This window comes from Bacillus cereus group sp. MG9 (genome assembly GCF_040459995.1).
Classification (GTDB): Bacteria; Bacillota; Bacilli; order Bacillales; family Bacillaceae_G; genus Bacillus_A; species Bacillus_A mycoides.
Genome location: NZ_JARVHC010000001.1, coordinates 169,956 through 193,602, shown reverse-complemented (window position 1 = coordinate 193,602; position 23,647 = coordinate 169,956). Strand labels below are relative to the sequence as shown.

The following is a 23,647-nucleotide window of genomic DNA, read 5'->3' as shown; positions in this document are numbered from 1 at the left end:
AGGATCTTACTGCCCGTTAATGCGGGATAAAATGCAACTTAGATCATCGTGTTCTCACCCACACCCATTGTTTTTTTAGCAAAATATATTAAAAGCAGATTCCCTAATATGAGGAAATCTGCTTTTTCAATATATTATTCCAAGAAATTAACACTCCACTTTTTATTATTGACATATAGTTCTTTCCAGTGTTAATATTCTAAATAATCAAAGAAACAAAATATTTTACCATCAAAATGTAATGTCTACTAAGTTGAAACATATAACGATAGATTATAGTTCAACATGTATATACATATAGAATACCTGATTACCTATATACACATATTTATAATAGGTTTTCTCTCCTTCTATAGCTACACTTCAAGACATGGACATTATGACGTTACGAACAACACATTTAGGGAGGAAAGAACAATGAAGAAAAAAGTTGTACCTGTTGTTGCATCTGTTTTAGGGGCAAGTCTACTACTAACTGCTTGCGGGGGAAATAAAGATAATGCAGGCGGAGCGAAAGCGAACGATAAAGCACCTGATAAACAAGCGATTAACTTATCATTTGCTTCAGAAATTCCAACAATGGATGTTGCAAAAGCGACGGATGGGGAATCCATGAATGTAATGAGAAATGTTTTTGAAGGTTTATATGCTATAGGAGAAGATAATAAACCGATCCCTGGTGTTGCTGAATCGGTTGACATTAGTCCGGATAAAACAAAGTATACTTTCCATCTTCGTGATTCAAAATGGTCAAACGGTACTCCTGTTACAGCAAAAGATTTTATTTTCGCTTGGCAACGTGCCGTTAACCCTGAAACAGCTGCTGAATATGCATTCTTATTCTTTGATATAAAAAATGCGAAACAAATAAACCAAAAAGAAGTAGCAATCGATCAATTAGGCGTTAAAGCTCTTGACGATAAAACTTTAGAAGTACAACTGGACCGCCCTGTTCCCTACTTCTTAAGCTTAACGACATTTGCAACATTCTTACCAATCAATGAAGAGTATTTAAAATCTCAAGGCGATAAATACGGTTTAGAAACGAATCATTTAATTTACAATGGTGCTTTCACATTAGATAACTGGAAACATGAACAAAGCTTCCAATTGAAGAAGAACCCTAACTATTGGGATGCTAAAACTGTAAAACTAGAAGAAATCAACTTCAATGTCGTTAAAGATAAATCTACAGAAGTTAACTTATATGATTCAGGACAAATTGATCGTGTTGCTTTAACTGCGGAGTTTGTTGATAAGTATAAGAACGATTCCAACTTCAAGGAACGCGCTGAAGTCGGTATCCAATTCTTACGACTAAATCAGAAAAATGCAGTATTAAAAAATCAACATGCACGCCTCGCTATTAACGGAGCAATGAATAAAAAAGCGTACGTAGAAACAATTTTAAATAACGGTGCAATCCCAGCAGAAGGAATGGTTCCTGCGAAATTCGCAAAAAGTCCAGACGGTAATGACTTCCGTAAAGAGAATGGAAATCTAGTCAAAGATGATGTGAAATCTGCAAAAGAAAACTGGAAAAAAGCGAAACAAGAACTCGGTACTGACAAAGTAACAATTGAACTATTAACAAGCGATAATGCTTTAGCTAAGAAAACTGGCGAATATTTAAAAGGTGAACTAGAAAAGAATCTAGATGGATTAACAGTGACTTTAAAACCTCAACCACGTAAACAGCAGTTAAAACTACTATTAAGTGGTGATTACGAAATCGGAATCGATGGCTGGGGCCCTGACTTCGCAGACCCTATTACATTCTTAGATCTATTCACAACAGATAGTGCTTATAACTTCGATAAATACTCTAACAAAGAGTACGACGAGCTTATTCGTAAAGTAAAAACTGATTTAGCTGGTGATGAAAAAGGTCGCTGGGAAGCAATGAAGCAAGCTGAAAAAATCTTATTACAAGATGGTGCTGTCGCTCCTTTATACCAACAAGGTCGTTCTTACCTACAACGCGGATTTATTAAAGGACTTGTAACAACAGACTTCGGCGGTGAGTTTAACTACAAGTGGACAGAAGTTGCAAAATAATAAACGCTAGTAAAAAAGGTATCCCACGAAGGATACCTTTTTTACTTTATGCTTCTTTAACTACAGAACTTCTCCTCTTTACTATCCCTTTTATACCTATAGTGATTCCCGCTACCAATTGTGTAACTAGTATAATAAGTAATAATGAAATAATATTTCCTGCTAAATTAACTCCACCAAATATTATTGTGTAATAACCATTCGCTGCATATGTTGCGGGAAATAATCCCGAACGGCAAACCTGTTTTTCCAATGGTGATAAATACATATGTATTAATACTAAGAAGGCTAAAAGGACGATTATCAACTCTCTTCATAGCTCTCTTTTTGTATTGAACCAAAACTCATCATAAATATAACCATAAATATCAAATATGTTCTCCACGTCAAAGAAGGTATATGCCCTGACCAAAGATAACTAATTAAATAGTTGATTCCCATAATACACGATGATACTACTAAACTAATACTTATTAGTTTTACATATTTGAGCATACCTTTTCTCCTTACTTTTTACTTTTCTACCTCTTCAAATTGCAGATTCACCGGCTCTTCTAGGAGTGTTTCATAAAAGTTTTCTGCCAAATCTGTTGAAGGAATTTTTTCATCCACTTCATCAAAACGAATACTATCTAGCCAGACACAGCCTTCTCCTGATAATAAAACACCAAATGCAATACCAAGTGCTTCTTCTTTTATATCTAGTACAACCGAGTATGATTGCCAGTTATTCGTATTTTTAATTGGACGATTTTGCATGTTATCCATAGCAATAGGCTCTGTATCTTTTCCGTCTACTCGCATCCACAATCCTGCCCAGTCTTTTACATTTTCACTCTTAATAAATGCTGTTAAACGCAACCTCTTACCTACATATTTATCCGCTCGGAACATTTGCATTAATGTTGAAAACCCTCCGTGTGTAACGTTCTCTTTTCCTTTTATATATGCAGATACTTTTCCTTGATGAACAACTTCGTAATCTAAACCCATCTCATATTCAGCAGGATGACTTCCACTTAATACCCATCCTTTCGGTATACCTTTTTCCATTGAAACGCCCTCTCTTTCTATATAAAATGACTGGAAATATTTCCGATATTTTTTTGGTGGTAATTGAAACATTCTTTTAAAAGCTCTAGTAAATGCCTCTTGTGAGGAAAAGCCATTTTGCACTGCAATATCAATGACTGCTCTTTCAGTCGATACTAAAGCCTGTGCAGCATGAGTTAATCTTCTCTTACGAACATAATCCGTTACACTCATCCCAATATAACTTTGAAAAATACGATGAAAATGGTACATCGATACTGCCCCGTGAAATGCCACTCTTTCTGTTGTAAGCTCTTCATGTAAATGATTCTCTATATATTCGATTGCTTTTTTTATCATCTCTTTATATTCTTCATGCATTTCAGTACCTCCTTACAACTTTAATTTACCATATACATACAAATCATTTTTGATTTAAATTGCGCATTTACCCTTGAAGCTACGAGAAAATAATTTATTTTCAACACATACATAATTACATGATTTTGGGAAAAACTTGTATAGAACAAATTTACATAAGGAGGAATTTATAATGAGAATTTTACTATCAGCTTTATTAGCTCTCATGCTAGTACCTGCATTAACAGGATGTAAAGCTCCTGCAAAAGAAGATACAACTTCTAATAAGAAAACGACTGAAGAAGCAAAAAATGAGGCTCCTGCAGATTTAAAACTAAACTTTAATGAATTTGATTTAAAAGCAGACTATCAAGATACGAAGAAAGACTACGAAGCTGATTATAAAAATGTAGCAGCGGACAAGAAAATGGAAGCAAAAATTGAAGATCATAAAACAGATGTAAAGTTCACAGGCGACGAAGCTATTACAAAATTAAGCCCTCTTCTACAAGAATTAAAATTCGATAAAAACACACCAGATCAAGAAGTAATTGATCAAGTAGTCAATGTATTCAAACTTGATAAAGACTACCAAAAATTCGATTTAGAAGTTGTCTTCTCTGATGGAACGAAAAAAGAATATAAAAGAGAAATAAAATAAAGAAGTAGGCAGTTGCCTACTTCTTTATTTTTTAATTTTTACGTATCTTAGTTCTGGACTAGAACCGATAATAAATTGGACGCCAGATACTGATGATTTTTGTAAATATGAAGAGCTTGGGAAAATAATTGGGATTAATGGTGTATCATCAAACATAATATCTTCTGCTTTATGTAATATATCAAAACGTTTATTTTCATCTTGTTCTGTTTTTGCTTGATTAATTAAATTATCAAATTCTTTATTGTACCATTTCGCATAGTTACTTGGACCATCACCTGCATATAATTCTAAACGGGCACTAGGGTCTAAGTTAGAACCTCCCCATCCCATATAAGCTAATTGGAAATCACTTTGCTTGTATGTGTCGATGTAACTCTTCCACTCTTTATTTTCTAATTTAATATCTGCACCAAGGTTTTTCTTAAACATTTCTTGCATTGCTTCTGCTACTTTTTTATGTTGTATATCTGTAGTGAATTTTAATGTTACTTCAGGTAATGTAGACCATCCTTGCTCTTTCATACCTTCTTCTAATAATTTTTTCGCTTCCGCTGGATCAAATTTTACGTAATCGCCTTTTTCTTTACGGAAATCACGACCACCTTGTGTTTTTGCCCCTTCTGGAACGAATGCATATGCTGCTTGTGCATTATTTTTATACAATTTTTCAACGATAAATTTACGATCAACTGCTAATGAAAATGCTTTACGTACTTTCGCATTTGTAAATGGCTCTTTTTCTACGTTAAAGGAATAAATATAAGATGAAAATCCTGCAACACGTTTATATTCTTTATTTTCTTTTTCTTTCTCAATCATCTCTTGTGGTAAACCACTTAGTAAATCTAATTCTTTTGATTTAAATAATTGATACGCTGTTTTAGAGTCTGGAATAATACGAAACTCAATTTCTTTTAATGTTACCTTTTTATCATAGTATTCTTTATTTTTTTGTACTGTAATTGCTTGGTTATGCTTCCATTCTTTTAACGTGAATGGTCCGTTCGTAATTAACTCTTTTGGATCTATTTTTAATTTATTATTATCATCAATTGATTTTTTAGATAATGGAATAAATAATGAACTTGCTAGTTTTTGTTTGAAAGAAGCAACTGGATATTCAAGTGTTACTTTTAACGTTTGAGGATCAACGACTTGAATCCCAACTTGGCCTTCTTCACCTTTTCCAGTATTATATGCCTCTGCACCTTTAATAAAATACATTTCTGTCGCATTCATAGAACCCGTTTTCGGATTTAATAATCGCTTCCATGCAAACTCAAAATCATTTGCTGTAATAGGAGAACCATCTGACCATTTAATATCTTTCTTTAAATGAATTGTATATTCAGTCCCATCAGCATTTACTTCTTCTTTATCCGCTAACTCATTATGGATTTTCCCATTGTTATCCTCAGTATATAGACTTGAAAATAAATTCCCAATTACATATCTCGAAGTAGTATCTGTCGCAATAGCGGAATCAAGTGTATATGGATCACTACTAATATTCGTTACTAATCGATCTCCTTCCCCCTTACCAGCACTTGCCTTTTGCGTCTCTTTCTTACCGCAAGCGACAGAAGTAATTGCTAAAACAGTCATAATGACAAACAGTAAAAATTTCTTCATCCTACATTCTCCTTTAACCTGAAATTTTTGGTGTTGATGCTAATAATGTTTTTGTATAAGAATGTTGTGGATTACGGAATACTTCGTCCGTATTTCCAAATTCAACAAGTTCTCCTTTGTATAAGACAGCCACTTTTTCACATAAATAGTGAACCATCGGTAAATCATGTGCGATAAATAAATATGTATAGCCTTGTTCCTTTTGAATCTTTTGCAGTAAATGTACAATTTGGATTTGCAGTGAAACATCTAATGCTGAAATTGGTTCATCAAGGATTAATACTTCTGGCTCACATAATAGCGCTCTTGCAATGGCAATACGTTGACGTTGTCCTCCGCTAAATTCGTGTGGATAGCGATCAATATATCGTCTATCTAATCCAACACGCTCTAGCGCATCACCTGCGACTTTATCTTTCAATCCTTTATCGCCTAAACCGAATGAAATATAGCCTTCTGTTACAATATCGCGTACTTTCCAGCGCGGATTTAATGCAGCTGTGGAATCTTGAAAAATGAACTGTACTTTCTGCAAGAAATCCCGCTTATGAGCTGACTTCAGCTTGTGAACAACTTGACCGTTATAATCAATTTCACCAGACGTTGGACGCTCGATCCCAGCTATGAGCTTACCAAGTGTTGTCTTTCCAGAACCACTTTCTCCAATAATGCCAAGCGTTGTTCCTTTTGGGATAGAAAGTGATATACCTTTTAACGCTGCGATTTCTTTATTTTTACTTCCATACGTTTTCGTTACTTGCTTTACAGTAATTAAATCTGTCGTCATGAGGCATTCACCCTCTCTTTTGATTTCGCTTTATTATGCTCCAGAATATGCTGCCAGCAATGTGAACTATGCTCCTCAGAATATGTTGTTCTCTCTGGGAAGCGATGAATACATTCTTTTATCGCTACAGGACAACGATTCACAAACGGGCATCCAAAACTATTTAACGTTTCAATTGAAGGTGTTGTTCCCTCAATTGCTCTAAGTACCTTTTCTGAATCATCCATATTCGGAATTGCTTGCAATAAACTTTTTGTGTAAGGGTGCTTAGGTGAGCCAATTACTTCTTGTATCGTTCCTTTTTCAACAACACGTCCCCCGTACATAACTACTACTCGGTCAGCTACTTCACGTACAAGTGCCAAATCATGTGTAATTAATAAAATACTCGTATTTTGTTTTTCCTTTCTTTCTTTTAACAACTCCATAATTTGCTTTTGAATCGTTACATCTAATGCTGTTGTAGGTTCATCTGCAATAACGAGCTTCGGGTGACAAGCAAATGCAATTGCTAAACAAATACGCTGCCTCATACCTCCGCTCAACTGATACGGGTATTGTTCAAAGCGTTTCTCTGCTTCATGTATCCCTAAATCATTTAGTAAGTTAATTGCAATTTCTTTTGCCTCTTTTTTCGATTTCTTTTCATGCTGCACAATTACTTCTGTAATTTGTCTTCCAACCTTCATCGTCGGATTTAAAGATGAAAGCGGGTCTTGAAAGATAAAGGAAATATCTTTCCCGCGAATTTGATTCCATTCTGATTCTTGTAAATCCGTTAATTCCTTTGATTGGAAAGATACATTTCCATCATCAATATGAATCGATTCTTGATTTAAGCCGATAATTGATTGTGCTGTAACACTTTTCCCTGAACCACTTTCTCCGACAAGTGCAACTATTTCACCTTCGTTAATAGAAAAGGAAACATGCTTCACAATTGCTTGCTTACTATTCTCTTTTTCAACGGCCAACGTTACGTTTTCTAAAGATAAGATTTGTGCCATGTTTTTTCTCCTTTCGATTACGTTTTACGATTTTCGGATCAATCGCATCTTGCAAACCATCACCAATCGCATTAAATGCGAACATGATGAATGCAATCATGATTGCCGGGAAGAAAAGTTGCCACCACTCTCCGCTTAGTAATGTCCCGAGTGCATCGTTTGTCATCGTGCCCCAGCTCGCTGCTGGTGATTGTACTCCAAGTCCGATAAAACTTAAAAATGATTCTGAGAAAATAGCTGCTGGAATTGTGAATGATAAATTGACGATAATAATCCCTGTTAAGTTTGGAATTAAATGCCCATATATAATTTTCATATGAGATGTACCTAATCGCTCTGCTGCAATAACAAATTCTCTTTGTTTCAATGAAAGTACTTGCGCCCGAATGAGACGTGCCATGCCAATCCATCCCGTTAACGCAAGAGCTATAATAATTGTAAAAAGTCCTGGTTTCATAATGATTAATAGTAAAATAACAATCAGTAAATATGGGATACCGTATAACACTTCAATCCCTCTTATAATCCACTCATCAATTAACGTTCCAAGACGATTACGTCCTCTCACATATCCACTAAAGCCACCGATAAGTACACCAAGCCCTATATCAAGAGCTGCTGCTACCAATCCAACTGTTAATGAAATTTTCCCACCAGCCCAAGTACGCGCCCAAATATCTCTCCCTAAATCGTCTGTTCCGAACCAATGCTCACTACTAGGCGGTAAATTAGTTGCTTCTTTTACTTGTTCACTCGCAGTAAATGGCGTTAAACTTTCGCCAATAAGCGAGAAAACAATAATTAGTAATAACGTCACTGCCCCTAAAACTGCTATAGGGTTTGATATAAACTTGCGAAACACTTCCTTTTTCCGGCTAATCGTTTGCTGATCTTTATTTATCGTTAATTCTTTTTTCTCTTCATTCGTTAATAACTGGTCATTAATTTCATAAGCCCCCATTTAAACATCACCCTCCTTACGTAATAGAACGAATGCGCGGATCAACAATACGATGAATGATATCTGTAATAAAAATACATACAATTAATAGCGCACTATAGAAAATGGTTGTTCCCATAATCACCGGATAATCTCGGTTGAAAATACTGTCTACAAAATATTTTCCTAAACCAGGAATTGAAAAGATTTTTTCAATAACGAAAGTCCCTGTTAAAAGTCCAGCCATTAATGGGCCAACAAATGTAAGTACCGGAACAATCGCATTTCGAAGAGCATGTCTTATAATGATTTTCTTAATTGGTATACCTTTCGCTCTCGCTAGCTTAATATAATCACTCTGCAACACTTCAATCATATTAGAGCGAACAAATCTTGTAATAACTGCGATTGGTCCTAACGCTAATGCGAAGGAGGGTAATACAGTATGCTCAAATGTTCCCCAAGACGCCACTGGTAGTAATTCAAATTGTATGGCGAATACTTGTATAAATAGTGGTGCTAAAATAAAACTAGGAATAGAAATACCGAGAATCGCAAGCAAGCTCATACTATAATCAATCACTTTCCCATGATATAGCGCGGCAAATGTACCTGCGGCAATTCCGACTAACAATGAAATAACAAGTGCTTGTAAACCAATAATTGCCGATGGTCCAAAACCAGTTGTTATAATTTCCGATACACCTTGACCTGTCGATTGAACAGATTCGCCAAAATCAAAATGAACTACCCCATCCAAATAAGCAACATACTGATTCCATAACGGTTCATCAAGGTGATACTTCGCTCTCATGTTTTGTATTACTTCTTCAGGAAAGATTTTCGCATCTGATGAAAACGGATCACCTGGAATAATATGCATAATTAAAAATGTTACTGTCGTAATGACCCATAGCGTGAATACCATAACCGATAGTTTTTTAATAACATACACTTCAATAACCCCCTAAACAAATGAATTTACTTTGTTTTATTGACATATTTGTTGCCATTACTCCTTCTCTACTTCTTAAAACACAAAAAGCCTTGATCTTAAAAAATAAGATCAAGGCTTAATAAACGAAGGCCCATCACTTATCTTTCAAGACTTGCTTGCTGGAATTAGCACGGTGTTCCTGTTACAGAACCCGCTGCTGAGGTGTCATAGGGCCAGTCCCTCTACCTCTCTGGATAAGTAAATTGCTATATTATTATTTGGTTCAAATTGTATATTTTGAATTATAATTCTGAAAAAATGAAAAGTCAATCAAATTGGATATATTTAGAAAAATCAGTTTTATATTATATTAGTTATTGAAATTACAATCTTTCGCTTATAATAAAAAGAAATTGTATTAAAGGAGTTATAAAATTGATCCCTTACTTCTTGCTACTATAGGATTACCATTAACAATCGTAATACTTGTACTTGTCATCATCGGCTTCTATAAAGTGAAACTTTAATCAGTGGGGGTTTTGTTCATCCCCCACTGATTATCAGCCCTCACCAATCGGGCTTTTACGGGCAGTTGATCCCCTACCTAACTTCTTTGCTTTCACTGAACTTTGAGGTGGGGGTCTTACTGCCCGTTAATGCGGGATAAACTCTTCATTAAAAAGAAAAGCATCACTTCTTTTTACACTCCATTCGATAATATTACTGGCCAAACAATTTCAGAATTTCACGAAGAACAGAAGGTATTAGTATCCGAGGATGAAGACGGAGATGGTAAAAAGAAAAAATAACCTTGCGCATGCGCAAGGTTATTTTTTCGCCTCTGTTTGAAAGCGTTTATAGTATGTCGATGCTGTTGAAAAATTAATTTCTATATCACGAATCAACGATGAATCTTCTTCTTTAGCTAACTTCTGTAATTTTTTCATCGCTTGTTCTGCTTCATTTAAGAAACCAACATATAGTTCATGTTCGTCCTCTTTCGACTTCGGCACACGAATTTCTTTACGCATATGATCAATATCTTCTAACATGCCCGTCGTTACCTTCTGTACGTCTTCTTTATATTTAGCATTCGTTATTTCCTTACCACCCTTTTCTTTTGCCACTTCCCATAACTGTAATGCTTTATTAATTTCTTTGTTCATCTTCATATCATATTTTTCATGTATTTCGCGATACACTTTCATCTCTTCTGTTTGTTCAGTAGATTGCTCTACCTTTTCTTTCGGTTCTTTCGTATCTTTATTTCCATTACACCCTGCTAGAAGGAGCATACTTCCCATTACAGCAATACCCAAAACCTTCTTCATCTCTTCTTCTCCTTTTATCTACAGCTATTAATCATTATAGTTTCTTTTATCTCCACTTGTTATTATACCGAGAACACCCTACTTTTTACACTTAAGACGAGATCTTAATATACACACCAACATTTTTGTCACAGTATCGTCACTTTATGCAAATAACTTTTGCATCACCTTACAACGCTGTATGGGTTATTTCAAAGAAATGAAAAAAGAGCTGATTCAACACATGTTTGAATCAGCTCTTTTTTATAAATTAGGCCTCTAAATTTTGTCTTTGTTGCAGTTCAAACTGCTTCTCACTTCTTCTGGCCATAAATAGATAACATAACACAGCACCAATTTCACAAAGCGCTATAACAACCCCCATCGGTAATGCGGTATTGCTTCCGCCAATACCTACTAATGGTGCAACAAGTGCTCCTGAAATGAACTGTAATAAACCTAATAAAGCCGATGCCGTTCCTGCAGCCTGTTTCTGATTTCTCATCGCTAACGAGAACCCAGTTGTTGATACAACCCCGACACTTGATACAACAAGGAATAACGAGCATAAAACACCGATTAGCCCTATTCCTAATACGATTGTAAGTAGTAATGATAGACCGCCAACAGCCGCAATAATAATACCGGAAACGAATAAAGTTTTCTCATTCACTTTCCCTGCTAAACGGCCCGTAACCTGACTAGCAATAATAATACCGATACCGTTAATCGCAAAGAATAAGCTAAATTGCTGTGGTGATGCTCCGTATATGTTCTGCAACACAAACGGTGAACCAGAAATATAAGCAAACATTGCAGCTGTTACTAATCCTTGCGACAATGCATACCCCATAAATAAACGATCTTTCAGAAGCTTTCCGTATGTTGCAAGCGTTCCTGATAATCCACCTGTCTCTCTTTCTTCAGGAGGTAATGTTTCACGTAATACGAAAGTAGCTGATATTAGCATGAATACACTAATTGCTCCAAGAACGATAAAAACGCCGCGCCATGATGTGAACTGTAATAATTGCCCTCCAATAATCGGTGCCAAAATAGGCGCTGCTCCGTTTACTAACATAAGTAATGAGAAAAACTTCGTCATTTCAGAACCTGAATACATATCACGTACCATTGCACGTGATATAACGATACCAGCAGATCCTGAAGCACCTTGTAAGAAACGTAAAAGCACTAAACTCCAAATAGATGGTGCAACAGCACAAAGTAAAGAAGAAGCAACATAAATAATAAGAGCGATAATAAGAGGTTTGCGTCTTCCGTAAATGTCACTAATTGAACCAATAAATAACTGCCCTACTGAAAGCCCAAGCAGACAAGCAGTTAATGTAAGCTGCGCGAGGGATGCACCCGTTTGTAAATCATCCGTTAACTTTGGTAAAGAAGGCAAATACATATCAATAGATAATGGCCCAATTGCCGTAAGTGTCCCTAATACAAGAATCATCCATAACCTGTTTGTCTTTACAGGTTTATATACTTCGTGATTAACTCCATTCACTTTTTCCATTCACCCTTTCATATAAACACTTAATCGTAACAATTATAGTTACAACATAAATATACGTCAAGTATACCGTATTTTCCTGTTTAATAATGTAAAAAAAGCGATAGAATCTCTATCGCTTTACTTTTTCAAATTACTATTTGTAAATTTAGATACAGATGCCATCATTTCTCCTGTGTCTAAATATGTGATTTGAATTGAATCTCCTACTTCTGTAAACATTGCATATGGGAATTTCTTCGCCGGTACCATGAATACTTTTTGCTCGTTTTCTAATAGTACGTACACAATCGTATTTTCACCTGATTTTTCTTTATACACACGTTGTACAGTACCTTCTTTTTGCGCTTCTTTCCCATTTGAGGTCGGTCTAAATGAATCACCACTTCCGCTCAGCGCATTTTTATAATTCTCAAGTGCTTCTTTTTGCGTTGAACCTGTTGCAAACACTTTTGCATTAGAAGCATATATGACAGTATGAGCACGTACTAATCCGCCGTCATCAATAACCGGTACAATCCAAGAAGGTTTACCATATACGTTATAAATAACCGGCATTGTTCCATGCCATTTCTCTCTCTTAAAGGAATTATCCACTACTTCTGTAGCAGCCGAACCGTCCATAATTCCCTTCACTTCTTTTCCGTTGTAATAATACAACTTTCCTGTACGTGCATCAACTAATGAGTAGCCGAGGGCAGAATCTACGCCTTCTTTCGGAGAGGTGAAATCTGTAAAGTAATACAGTTTACCATCCTTTCCGAAGATTGGCGTAACGCCTTCCTTCGTCCCCCACTCAGTCGGCATCTTCATGTCAGTTTGTGAGAATTTCGTATTCCAAAATCCGTGAATATATTTACCGAAATACGTATTTAATGTAGATGCAGTCTCGTGATTTAATACGCCATCAACGAATTTAGGTGCCTTTCCTTTGTCGTATCTTTTCACTTCACCTGTTTGTGCGTCTACTACTACAACACCTTCTACTTCAAATCCAGATCTTCCTGAAATAAATTCACCATACGTCATTGTATAATACGGTTTCCCTTTATCATCAACTTCAAATTTTGGTTTCCCTTTAAAAACTAAATCTGGCTCTGCTTTTCGAACGACACGTTCTAATTTATTACCGAAAAACATGCTCGGCACATATTTCATTTTATAACCAAGATGCAGTTTCGCTTCCGCATCAGGATTCGTACCTGACATTGTTACGTAACCTGGAATTGTTTCCGCTTTACGTGCTTTAAAAAATCCTGAAACTTCTATCGGTGCTACATACAAGGCTTCACCATTTACCATTTGTGGCGTTAATTCCCCTAGCTCAAAATAAGCTACTTTCGGAATATCACCAAATACCTTTTTCATTTTATTTTCCGCTGTTTTAGGCGGCACTGTAAACGGCTGATCATTTTCAGTAAATGGCTCTGAAATATCTTTCTCTACCTTCACGACCGAATCATATTTCTTTTGCGAGATTACTATATCGTGCAAATAACCAAAATAGCCGTAACTTGCGAGTAAAACAAACATTAGAAGTCCTTTTAACGTACCTTCTAATTTCCCTACCTGCTCTTGTGAGAATAAAACAAGCCCAATTAAAATCGCTACTGCAACAGAATAATGAGTAAGAATAGAATCTGCTCGATCATCAATTAGCCAGAAATATTCATAGATTGCAATACCTATCCAAAATAAAACAGGAATAACTAAAATAGATGATTTCTTACCCTTTACAACTTTCTCATTTCCTCCTTTATTCACCGCGCGAATTTTATTACCGCTTCTAGTCCATGGAATCAAAAACAAAGTGAGAATAGCTAAAACTATAAATTTCATCAAAGGCAATGTCCCCTTTTCTTTTGTCTTCTCCATAAGTATAACAAATAAAGGGTAATCAGGTAAAAATGGGAATGGAAATACTTTTAATTACTTATCACCGCGGCTTAATACAAATCCACTAACTACATATAAAACTGAAGCAATGTAAAAAATAGTCCCTATCGTAAAGAAATCCACTAGGTAACCAGTTGCAATTATAGCTACTCCGCCCCCAATTGATGTCCATACATGGTATTTTCCAATTTCGTAACCAGCTTCCTTATGCGCTACCTTTCGTGCTAACGATGTCTTCTCCGTATTACGCTGCACAGCACCTAAAATACCCATTAAAATTTGGAGAATGTATACATGCCAAACTTCTGTTGCAATAGGGAAAAAAAGCATTAATATAGCCATGGACCATGCGTATATAATTAATAACTTTCTATCACCTACCCTATCAGAGATTCTTCCAACTAACGGATATACTAGAGCTGAAGTTAAGGCAAATAAGCCGTACGCCCAGCCAAATTGCGAGAAACTATTTCCTACATTTCGAAGCAATAGTATATAAAAAGGAAATACCATACTACCTGCCATCATAATAATGCTTTGTGAGGCTACAAATCTTCTATATGTCATTTGCTATACTCCTTATAAAATAAATTCACAAACCTTTCCTCTGGGTCTACTTCCTTTTTCTTCTGAAGGAATTCTTCTATGCGAGGATACGCTTTCTTTAGTTGCTCCTTTTCCGGATAAGAATAATACGGTAAATAATAACTTCCATTATGCTTTAACGTAACATCAATCATCTTTTGAATGACCACTTTTGTTTTCTTTATTTCATCTTCAGAACGCCCTTGATTAATTAGAAGCACAAGCGCAAACATATCATCTTTCGCATAAGATAGCACCGCATTCTCATTCTTTTCTACATAGCGGATTGTAATGTTAAGAAGGTTTAATTCCTCTTCATTTAAAACGCTTCGCAAATCATCTATATACGCTGCAAAACCATCTATCGGTACAAAGTACTCTTGTAAAACTTCGGTCAAGTTTGGATTATCGTATTCCATAAAAGCACTATCAGATCTCATTACGTTATTTCGAGTTTCGTACTTACCATCTGTACGTTCAAAATAACTTCTTTGTATATCCCAAAATGCGCCCTTTCCCCAGTCACTATAACGTGATAACCCAAGTAAAAATTTCGGTGCAGCTATAATATTTTCTTCTTTTAATTTGCTGTACTCTCCCAGCTTCTGTTGATCTTCTGCCAGTACATAATCTGTTACATATATTTCTTTTAAAAATGAATTTGGGGCAACAGAAATACGTGCTAAATGCATACGTATATTCTCATCCCTTCGCACTTTATTCTTAAAGTATGAAGAGTATTCTTTATAATCTAGTACTTTCGTATGCGTTTCATACAATTCATCGTTTGTTAACTGTAGCGTCACATCTAAAATCACACCAAATAATCCATATCCCCCAATTACATATGGAAACAAGTCAGCATTTTCTTCTCTATTTACATTACGCACCGTACCATCTGCCATTAACAATCTGAACGACTCTACTGTATCAATCAATGCTTCATGACGAATATCACGCCCATGTACATTTACACTTAATGAACCACCAACAGTAAAAATGTTTTGAGATTGCATTACTTGAACCGCAAGACCATATGGATTGATTTTCTTTTGAATGTCATTCCATGTGACACCGCTTTGCACCCTAATCCTCTTCTTCTCCGGATCGAATTCTAATATTTCATTATACCCTTTCATATCAAGCATCGTACCGTTCGGATAATACGTCTGCCCACCTTGGCTATGTTGCATACCTGCAATAGAAATCTTCTCTCCAGAAACATTTGCATCTTGCACTAACTGTTTTAATGAACGTTCATCCTCAGCATTTTCAACACGTTTAATTTTCGTTGGAAGCAACTTCCCTACATCACTCATAATAGGATGATCCAGTTGCCCTTTGTATGTATATACAGATGTCGCGAGCAACACTGTATACGCTACAATAACAACTGCTATCTTTCTTTTTTTCAAATGGCACTCTCCTCTTCTAACGTTCTTCCTCTTCATATTGTACCTACTTTCCTACGAAGAAGGTATTAACAAAAAAGAGAGAGACCCTTTATTTTAGGTCCCTCCCTCATCAAGACTGTTACTTTGCTGCTGGCAGCTGTATTGGCTCAAACTTTTCGTACGACGTATATTTTGCATTCGTAATAATGTGTGCCTTATCCTTACCATTACTACTCATAATCATATCTATCTTCGCTGATTCATATTTAAAATCTTTTGTAATGATATATTCTGCATCCACTTCTTCTATCTTCGCATTTTGTGCTTGTAACATTTTCTTCTGCGTTTCATCCATGCTAGTTAACATACTTTCTGTTTCTTGCCCTTTTAATGTAAATTTCAGTTTATATTTATCTCCGCTTTTCTCCATCTTCATTTTATCTAAAACTACTGCTGGTACTTCTAAATTATCTATAATATCTTGAGTCGCTTTCATTCCACCAGCGTTTAATTGCTCCTCTGGTACGGTTATAACTTCTCCTGTATTAGGGTTTTTCACCTCACCAGCAACTTTACCATCCACAGTATACACTACAACATCTGTACCAGAAATATTCATTTCAGAACGAGAATTCTTTGTCTTTGGCTCTAATTGCATCTTAGCCTTTAATATATCCATCTCTGTTCCCTCAGCTTTTAACCCTACATCATATGTCATCGTTACATTTTCTTCATTTTTAAAAGCTTCGTTCGTTTTCTTGAAAACATCCTTCGCTTCTAATTCCTTTTCTTTTTGCATGGCTTCTTTTTTCGGTTCATCAGTCTTTGTTGTTTTCTCATTGCTACACCCTACCCCTAGACTGATTGCAAGCACTAAACTTGAAATAAAAATATTTTTTTTCATAACGTCGCCCCCTTTCCCAAAATAATATCACCTCTTTCCCTATGAAATCTATACAATTTTCAATCTATATTCGCTATATAGCGACATGTTTAATGAAGATTTTAAATATGATGTAAATAACAACAACTCATTTCAGGAGGTCATTATGAAGGCGATTATTTGCACACAGTATGGACCACCTAACGTTCTTCAGCTTCAAAATATAGAGAAACCTACACCTAAAAAGAACGAAGTATTAATTAAAATTCACGCAACAAGTGTAACGACTGGAGATTGTAGAATACGCGGCTTTAATAGCCCCCTCTTATTTTGGATTCCTATGCGGATCATATTAGGTTTCAGAAAACCGAGAAAACCTGTACTCGGCGTAGAGTTATCCGGTGAAATCGAAGAAGTAGGAACAGATGTAACTCAATTTAAAAAAGGTGATCCAATTTTTGCATTAACAGAACTAAACCTCGGTGGTTATGCCGAGTACACATGCGTACATGAAAGTGGATTAATAACATTAAAACCTACCAATGTGACGTATGAAGAAGCGGCAGTTATTCCTTTTGGTGGAACTTCAGCATTACATTTCCTGAGAAAGGGCCGTATAAAAAAAGGGCAACAAGTGCTCATATATGGTGCCTCCGGATCAGTAGGAACAGCTGCTGTACAACTTGCTAAATATTTCGGCGCGACCGTTACGGCTGTTTGTAGTAATTCAAATTTTGAACTCGTGCAATCTTTAGGAGCTGATAAAGTAATTGATTATACGAAAGAAGATTTTACTAAGCAAGGCAAATGCTACGATATTATATTTGATGCAGTTGGGAAGTATAAAAAATCCCTTTGTACAAATACATTAACACCCAATGGAAAATATGTATCTGTTAATGGAATGATGGCCAAGGTAAGTAAAGAGGATATGATTCTATTAAAAAACTAGTCGAAACGGAAAAACTAAAGCCCGTTATTGATAGAACTTACCGATTAGAAGAAATTGCTGAAGCTCATATGTATGTGGAAAAGGGACATAAAAAAGGGAACGTTTCGATTACCTTAAAATAAAATATATTCAGAAAATAATATTGACAATTCTTTTTGTAAGATTTACTATTAGTACCATATTTAAAAACTACATACACATACTCTTATCAAGAGTGGCGGAGGGACTGGCCCGATGATGCCCGGCAACCGAGCTTAGAACGTATAAGCTAAGGTGCTAATTCCTGCAGAACGATTTTCGTTTTGGAAGATAAGAGAGGAACCTATTTCGTCTATTCGGCACCTCTCTTATTTTTGAGAGGTGCTTTTTATTTTGGAACGTATATTAAGGGGGAATTATAGATGAAAAAGGTATTATTAAGTATTGTAAGCGGAGCTGTATTATTGTTAGGTGCGTGTGGTGCTAATTCTGATAAAGAGGTAAAAGCATTAGATGAGAAAAAGATTACTGTCGGTGTAACAGGCGGACCGCATGAACAAATTTTTGAAAAGGTAAAAGAAGTGGCAGCAAAAGATGGTCTCGAAATTGATGTAAAGGTATTTAATGATTATGTAGCACCAAACGTATCTTTAGATGAAAAAAGCCTCGATGTAAATAGCTATCAAACTAAATCTTATTTAGACGTATTTAAAGCTGAACGCAACATGAAATTAACTGAAGTATTTTCCACAGTAACATTCCCTATGGGTGTATATTCTAAAAGCTTAAAAGATGTAAAAGAATTAAAAGAGGGCGATGCAATCGCTGTCCCAAATGATCCAACAAATGAGCTTCGTGCTTTAAAGCTATTTGAAAAAGCAGGTGTTTTAAAGGTTGATCCAAAAGCTACAGAAAAAGCGACTGCAAAAGATGTAATTGAAAACCCGAAAAATTTAAAGATTGTTGAATTAGAGGCATCTCAATTACCAACACAACTAAGTGAAGTAAAGGCAGCTGCAATTAATACAAACTTTGCATTAGGTGCAAAATTAAGCCCAGCGAAAGATTCTATTTTCCGCGAAGGAAAAGATTCACCATATGTGAATTGGGTCGTTGTTCGTACTGAAAATAAAGATGATGCTGTTGTTAATAAATTAAAGAAAGCTTATCAATCTAAAGAAGTAAAAGATTTCATTGAGAAAAAATTCGATGGTTCTGTTTTACCGTCTTGGTAGGAGCTGACTATAATGATTGAATTAAAAAATGTCTCCAAAGTATTTACAACAAAAAAAGGGAATGTTGAGGCTCTTAAATCAACTTCCCTTAAAGTAAAAAAGGGCGAAGTATTTGGAATCATCGGATATAGTGGCGCTGGTAAAAGTACATTAATCCGTTGTGTAAATTTATTAGAAAAACCAACGACAGGAGATATCATTGTAAATGAACAAGAGTTAACAACCTTATCGACAAAAGAACTCGCAAAGGCGAGAAAAAAGATCGGCATGATTTTTCAAGGATTCAATTTACTTAAAACCGTTACCGTTTATGAAAATATCGCACTACCCTTACGTCTATCTGGTCTTCCCAAAAATGAAATTGAAAAAAGGGTAGAAAAGTATTTACGCATTGTTGATCTCTTTAATAAAAAAGATGCCTATCCAAGTGAATTATCTGGTGGTCAAAAACAACGTGTAGCGATCGCTCGCGCACTATCTCATGAGCCTGAAGTTTTATTAAGTGATGAAGCAACGAGCGCATTAGATCCGGAAACGACCGATTCTATTCTTGATTTATTATTAAAGATCAACGAAGAAATCGGAATTACGATTTTGCTAATTACACACGAAATGAATGTCATCCAGCGTATTTGTGACCAAGTTGCTGTAATGGAACATGGGGCGGTAGTCGAAAGTGGAACCGTAAAAGATATTTTCACAAACCCACAACATGTAACAACGAAGAAATTTGTAAATAGCGCGTTTGCAGCTAAAATTCCAGAAGATGTACAGAAAGAACTACAAAGCACCGGGGAAATCGTAACACTTTCATTTATAGGAACCGCTTCAGGAGAACCAGCGTTAGCTATCGCTACAAAACGTTTCCACGTATATCCGAATATTTTATCAGGCAATATTACGCAGTTAAAACATGAGGCATATGGGAAACTGACCGTTCATATGCAAGGTGAAAAAAGTGAAGTACACCGTGCCTTATCATTTTTACAAGAACAAGGGATCATCGTAGAAGGAGGTAGAACAGATTATGGGAAACAAGTCCTTTTTGGATGAGTGGGGTAACGTAATATGGGAAGCAACAATTCAAACATTTCAAATGACATCTATTTCACTACTTATCTCTATTCTTATTGCATTACCACTCGGCGTCACACTTGTTTTAACGAGACCTGGTGGACAGCGAGAAAATAAGATTATCTATCCTATTCTTAATACAGTTATTAATATCATTCGTTCTCTTCCATTTATCATTCTATTATTCTTCATTTTACCTTTTACAAAGTTTCTAATGGGAACGTCCATTGGCGTGCAAGGTGTTATCGTACCACTTGTTGTCTTCACAGCCCCTTACATTGCCCGTTTAATGGAAACTGCTTTATTAGAAGTGGATCGCGGTGTCATTGAAGCATATCAAGCAATGGGAGTCTCTACTTTAAAAATCATTTGGCACGTTATGGTTAAAGAAGCTCGCCCGTCTCTCGTACTTGGATTAACAATCGCAACGATCGGCTTAATCGGTGCAACAGCAATGGCTGGACTTGTAGGTGCTGGCGGCCTTGGTGATTTAGCATATCGATTCGGACATTTACGCTACGAACCTGAAGTAATGTATGCAACAGTCTTTATTTTGATTATCCTCGTTCAAGGATTACAGTCTTTAGGGAATGGTGTTGCACGAAGATTGAAGAAAGATTAAAAAGAAGGTATCTCATTGAAATGAGATACCTTCTTTTTAATTATAAAATTATCTCTTAAATCCACCTTCTGAATGAATAACTTGCCCTGTAATCCATTCGGCTTCTTCGCCCACTAAAAACTTAATAAGTCTTGCTGCATCCTTTGGCTCACCAATTCTGCCGAAAGGAAACATCGGTCTTAATCCTTGCTTTATCTCCTCAGTCATCCATCCTGTACTAGTTGGACCTGGATTAATTGCATTCACTGTTATCCCTAAATGGGCCACTTCCGCTGACAACGTACTAGTAAGAGCGTCAATTGCTCCCTTCGTTGTTGCATACGCTAATTCTCCTGCCATAGGTCCTTTAAATTGTCCCGACGTCATATTCACAATTCTACCACCAGATTTCTTATCAAAACCTTGGGCAAATTGACTACTTAACAATGTAGTCGCACGAACATTTACCATGTAGTGCTTATCTAGTTCTTCAGCAGTCAAATTAGAGAAATCATTATTTGTAGAATATGCTGCATTATTAATTAATATATGAGGGTACCCTAATTGTTCAGTAACTTTATTTATAAGCTGATTTGATGCATCATTCTGAGTTAGATCTAACTCCATGCTCGATACTTTGACACCGTTTTGTATCAACTCTTCTTTTAATTGTATTTGTTCATTTTCATCAACGCCCCAAGGCATCTCTTTATCGTATTCTGTCCAATACGTAAAAAATATATCGTATCCAGCCTCTGCTAACTCCGTGCAAATAGCTGCTCCTATACCGTCTAGACGACTTACACCTGTAACAACTGCTATTTTATTTTTTAATTGATTCATCATATACTCCTCCAATTTTAAAGGACGCATATTTTATATAGGAGATATAAACTTTCCCACAAAAAAGACAGATACATAAAATAGGCATCTATCCTTACAAAAGGGATGTACAAGCTAAATATGCAGTCCTTGAATGATTTACAGATAGCTAAATAAACCCTCACTTATGAGAGAAAAATTCATCTATCTAATTTCTAATCATTACAAGTTCATCCACATATCGAGTCTTTGTCCCCTTTCAATATATCTCTATTATTTACTCTAACAAAAAGATTCAATATTTAAAATAGAAAAGATAATCTTCTCTCTCTTTTGGCGGAAAAATATTGTAATTACCTATATAAGCTTTAAATATGTTTCTATTAAAAATAACCATTAAGATACCAAAATAATAAAAACAATCAGAAAAACACTGGTAAATACTGGTTCACTTTCTTATAATAAAACGTGGGGCTAATGTGAGAGATATAAAGGGTCTGATTATACAGACCCAACTGGTTTTAAACAAATAGGGGGAAGAAACATGTCAAAAAAATTACTTTCTTTATTTTCTACACTAATCGTAGCAGCTTTTGTAATAACTGGCTGTGGTCAAAGCGATACGACAAATAAAGAACAAAAAGAAGATGTAACGCAAGAAAACAAAACAGAAAAAACGGATACAACGAAAGAAAATAAACCTGAAGATAAAAAATCCGAAGATAAAAAAGCTGAAGATAAAAAAGCTGAAGATAAAAAGCCTGAAAATACAGCTACTAGCTCAAGCGATTACTCTAAGCTGATTTCCTATATGGAAAAAGAAACAGGTGGTAAAACAAAAGTTCTTTTTGAAAATAAGGAACCACAAGTGTATAAAGCTGAAGATGTTTCAGTAACAATGAATGGTTATACATTAGTTGAATTAAATGGATTCCATACAAACTTCGACATTCCGTTTAATCGTCAAACAGAGGGCGGAGTTATTCTTGTGAACTACAGCGTAAAAAATAGTTCAGCTAAAGATATTTATTATATGCCAGCATTGGACATGTCATTTACTGGTGCTCAGAAAGCATATAGTAACTATAGAGATTTAATTCCAACAGAAGATCAGCTACCAACTAAGCTTGCTCCAACGAATGATTACTTAGTAAAAGCAGGAGAAACTATTTCTGGTTATATCGCTTATCCATTCGGAAAAGATGATCTAGCGAAAATTTCAAATCTCTCAACGGTCTCAGTCACAGTCCCAACTGCACAAGCTAATAAAGGAAAATTTGATGCTCCAATCGGAAGTCCTGGAAGCTTTTCATTAAGTTTAAACAAACAAGGTGCTGAAAAGGTTGCAACAGATAACACTTTCTACCAAGATAAAGCTACAGCTAATAACATGGGCGATAAAAAAATGTTAAAAGAGAAATCAAGTATTAATAACAGCCAAGAATTAGGCGCTGTTAATGTTACATTAGACGGATACCAATTCACTCAATTCACACCAAATTCCGTCGAAGCTCCACGCTTTGCAAATTTTAAAAACGGTCTTGTTCTGTTAACAGTAAAATTCAAGCTTGATAACAAAGATGCTCAAGACGTTTCACTATCTCCTATAAGCTCTACATTAAGAGTGAATGATGGTACACAATATACGATTAATGAAGGTATGCTATTAAATTACGACTATAACGCTTCAGTCAAAACAGGAACATCTGGAGAGTTACTGCAAGTATATATTTTAGACCAAGAGCAGTATGAAAAGATTTTGAAAGACAAAAGCTTCGAGATTGAGTTAGGACCTATGAGAAATAAAGAAGCAAAAGATATTTCACAGGGTAAAAAAGCTAAATTTACATTACCTAAATAGATTACTAAACATATAATAGAAAAGGCATATAACATATGATTGTTATATGCCTTTTCTATTTGTATAAAGAACAAAATTTTAATTTAAGTGTATACATTTATCATTACCTA

General features: G+C 35.6%; 22 protein-coding genes, 1 pseudogene and 2 riboswitches. Of the genes and pseudogenes, 8 read left to right on the top strand and 15 right to left on the bottom strand.

The annotated features are described in order from the left end of the window. Window positions 1–417 precede the first annotated feature (417 nt). Window positions 418–2,058: a peptide ABC transporter substrate-binding protein gene (locus tag QCI77_RS01100; protein ID WP_353824414.1), complete on the top strand. Its 1,641-nt coding sequence runs from the start codon at window positions 418–420 to the stop codon at window positions 2,056–2,058. Window positions 2,059–2,104: 46 nt separating this feature from the next. Here QCI77_RS01100 and QCI77_RS01095 read toward each other — a convergent pair whose 3' ends face one another. Genes QCI77_RS01095 through QCI77_RS01085 form a run of 3 tightly spaced genes read right to left on the bottom strand, consistent with a single transcriptional unit; the run spans window position 2,105 to window position 3,471 of the window. Further along, window positions 2,105–2,365, bottom strand: a complete 261-nt coding sequence (locus QCI77_RS01095; RefSeq protein ID WP_353824413.1) for a hypothetical protein — start codon at window positions 2,363–2,365, stop codon at window positions 2,105–2,107. Next, window positions 2,362–2,553 (bottom strand): hypothetical protein, encoded by a 192-nt coding sequence (locus QCI77_RS01090; RefSeq protein ID WP_002124741.1) that lies wholly within the window; start codon window positions 2,551–2,553, stop codon window positions 2,362–2,364. The genes QCI77_RS01095 and QCI77_RS01090 overlap by 4 nt, the downstream gene beginning before the upstream one ends. 18 nt (window positions 2,554–2,571) lie before the next feature. Then, a complete protein-coding gene (locus tag QCI77_RS01085; protein WP_353824412.1) occupies window positions 2,572–3,471 on the bottom strand; it encodes a helix-turn-helix domain-containing protein in 900 nt (299 codons plus the stop codon). A 172-nt stretch (window positions 3,472–3,643) separates the two neighbouring features. On the opposite strand from QCI77_RS01085, the gene QCI77_RS01080 reads away from it, so the two are divergent. Next, the gene (locus QCI77_RS01080; RefSeq protein WP_098766990.1) at window positions 3,644–4,111 is read left to right on the top strand and encodes a YusW family protein; all 468 of its coding nucleotides are present in this window, start codon (window positions 3,644–3,646) and stop codon (window positions 4,109–4,111) included. Window positions 4,112–4,135: 24 nt separating this feature from the next. Here the strand turns inward: QCI77_RS01080 and QCI77_RS01075 are convergent, their stop codons facing one another. From QCI77_RS01075 to QCI77_RS01055, 5 genes are read right to left on the bottom strand one after another with little or no spacing between them, the layout of a single operon-like run. After that, window positions 4,136–5,746: a peptide ABC transporter substrate-binding protein gene (locus QCI77_RS01075; RefSeq protein ID WP_353824411.1), complete on the bottom strand. Its 1,611-nt coding sequence runs from the start codon at window positions 5,744–5,746 to the stop codon at window positions 4,136–4,138. 13 nt (window positions 5,747–5,759) lie between these two features. Beyond that, window positions 5,760–6,533: an ABC transporter ATP-binding protein gene (locus QCI77_RS01070; protein ID WP_002151286.1), complete on the bottom strand. Its 774-nt coding sequence runs from the start codon at window positions 6,531–6,533 to the stop codon at window positions 5,760–5,762. After that, the gene (locus QCI77_RS01065) at window positions 6,530–7,540 is read right to left on the bottom strand and encodes an ABC transporter ATP-binding protein (RefSeq protein ID WP_353824410.1); all 1,011 of its coding nucleotides are present in this window, start codon (window positions 7,538–7,540) and stop codon (window positions 6,530–6,532) included. The genes QCI77_RS01070 and QCI77_RS01065 overlap by 4 nt, the downstream gene beginning before the upstream one ends. After that, entirely contained in the window at window positions 7,497–8,501 is a 1,005-nt protein-coding gene (locus tag QCI77_RS01060) for an ABC transporter permease (RefSeq protein ID WP_002029386.1), read from the bottom strand. Before QCI77_RS01060 ends, QCI77_RS01065 begins: the two co-directional genes overlap by 44 nt. A gap of 16 nt (window positions 8,502–8,517) precedes the next feature. Further along, complete coding sequence (locus QCI77_RS01055; protein ID WP_353824409.1) at window positions 8,518–9,435, bottom strand: ABC transporter permease; 918 nt, start codon at window positions 9,433–9,435, stop codon at window positions 8,518–8,520. A 137-nt stretch (window positions 9,436–9,572) separates the two neighbouring features. Further along, window positions 9,573–9,678: riboswitch (SAM riboswitch) on the bottom strand. Between the two features lie 395 nt (window positions 9,679–10,073). Here QCI77_RS01055 and QCI77_RS01050 point away from each other — a divergent pair. Continuing rightward, window positions 10,074–10,226, top strand: a complete 153-nt coding sequence (locus tag QCI77_RS01050) for a DUF3951 domain-containing protein (protein ID WP_002029357.1) — start codon at window positions 10,074–10,076, stop codon at window positions 10,224–10,226. Window positions 10,227–10,244: 18 nt separating this feature from the next. On the opposite strand, the gene QCI77_RS01045 is transcribed toward QCI77_RS01050, so the two are convergent. The 6 genes from QCI77_RS01045 to QCI77_RS01020 all read right to left on the bottom strand — a co-directional run bounded on the left by QCI77_RS01045 (window position 10,245) and on the right by QCI77_RS01020 (window position 17,034). Then, window positions 10,245–10,748: a lipoprotein gene (locus QCI77_RS01045; RefSeq protein ID WP_016121352.1), complete on the bottom strand. Its 504-nt coding sequence runs from the start codon at window positions 10,746–10,748 to the stop codon at window positions 10,245–10,247. Window positions 10,749–10,998: 250 nt separating this feature from the next. Further along, complete coding sequence (locus tag QCI77_RS01040; protein WP_002029359.1) at window positions 10,999–12,258, bottom strand: multidrug effflux MFS transporter; 1,260 nt, start codon at window positions 12,256–12,258, stop codon at window positions 10,999–11,001. Between the two features lie 117 nt (window positions 12,259–12,375). Further along, window positions 12,376–14,094: a DUF3981 domain-containing protein gene (locus QCI77_RS01035; protein WP_353825748.1), complete on the bottom strand. Its 1,719-nt coding sequence runs from the start codon at window positions 14,092–14,094 to the stop codon at window positions 12,376–12,378. 90 nt (window positions 14,095–14,184) lie between these two features. Then, a complete protein-coding gene (locus tag QCI77_RS01030; RefSeq protein ID WP_002091456.1) occupies window positions 14,185–14,718 on the bottom strand; it encodes an MFS transporter in 534 nt (177 codons plus the stop codon). Beyond that, a complete protein-coding gene (locus QCI77_RS01025) occupies window positions 14,715–16,151 on the bottom strand; it encodes an FAD-binding protein (protein ID WP_353824408.1) in 1,437 nt (478 codons plus the stop codon). The genes QCI77_RS01030 and QCI77_RS01025 overlap by 4 nt, the downstream gene beginning before the upstream one ends. 118 nt (window positions 16,152–16,269) lie before the next feature. After that, complete coding sequence (locus QCI77_RS01020; RefSeq protein WP_353824407.1) at window positions 16,270–17,034, bottom strand: hypothetical protein; 765 nt, start codon at window positions 17,032–17,034, stop codon at window positions 16,270–16,272. Window positions 17,035–17,179: 145 nt separating this feature from the next. Here QCI77_RS01020 and QCI77_RS01015 point away from each other — a divergent pair. The 4 genes and pseudogenes from QCI77_RS01015 (at window position 17,180) to QCI77_RS01000 (ending at window position 20,875) form a co-directional block, all read left to right on the top strand. Next, window positions 17,180–18,087 (top strand): annotated as a pseudogene (locus tag QCI77_RS01015) (NAD(P)-dependent alcohol dehydrogenase). Window positions 18,088–18,167: 80 nt separating this feature from the next. After that, window positions 18,168–18,281: riboswitch (SAM riboswitch) on the top strand. Between the two features lie 85 nt (window positions 18,282–18,366). Continuing rightward, entirely contained in the window at window positions 18,367–19,179 is an 813-nt protein-coding gene (locus QCI77_RS01010; protein WP_000756967.1) for a MetQ/NlpA family ABC transporter substrate-binding protein, read from the top strand. 12 nt (window positions 19,180–19,191) lie between these two features. Beyond that, complete coding sequence (locus tag QCI77_RS01005) at window positions 19,192–20,232, top strand: methionine ABC transporter ATP-binding protein (protein WP_061674526.1); 1,041 nt, start codon at window positions 19,192–19,194, stop codon at window positions 20,230–20,232. Continuing rightward, window positions 20,207–20,875 carry a methionine ABC transporter permease gene (locus QCI77_RS01000; RefSeq protein WP_002124718.1) on the top strand — a complete coding sequence of 223 codons (669 nt, stop codon included), beginning with the start codon at window positions 20,207–20,209 and terminating at the stop codon, window positions 20,873–20,875. Before QCI77_RS01005 ends, QCI77_RS01000 begins: the two co-directional genes overlap by 26 nt. Window positions 20,876–20,923: 48 nt before the next feature. Here the strand turns inward: QCI77_RS01000 and QCI77_RS00995 are convergent, their stop codons facing one another. Next, window positions 20,924–21,700 carry an SDR family oxidoreductase gene (locus tag QCI77_RS00995; RefSeq protein ID WP_353824406.1) on the bottom strand — a complete coding sequence of 259 codons (777 nt, stop codon included), beginning with the start codon at window positions 21,698–21,700 and terminating at the stop codon, window positions 20,924–20,926. A 520-nt stretch (window positions 21,701–22,220) separates the two neighbouring features. On the opposite strand from QCI77_RS00995, the gene QCI77_RS00990 reads away from it, so the two are divergent. Beyond that, window positions 22,221–23,537, top strand: a complete 1,317-nt coding sequence (locus QCI77_RS00990; protein ID WP_353824405.1) for a DUF5068 domain-containing protein — start codon at window positions 22,221–22,223, stop codon at window positions 23,535–23,537. The last annotated feature ends 110 nt before the right edge of the window (window positions 23,538–23,647 follow it).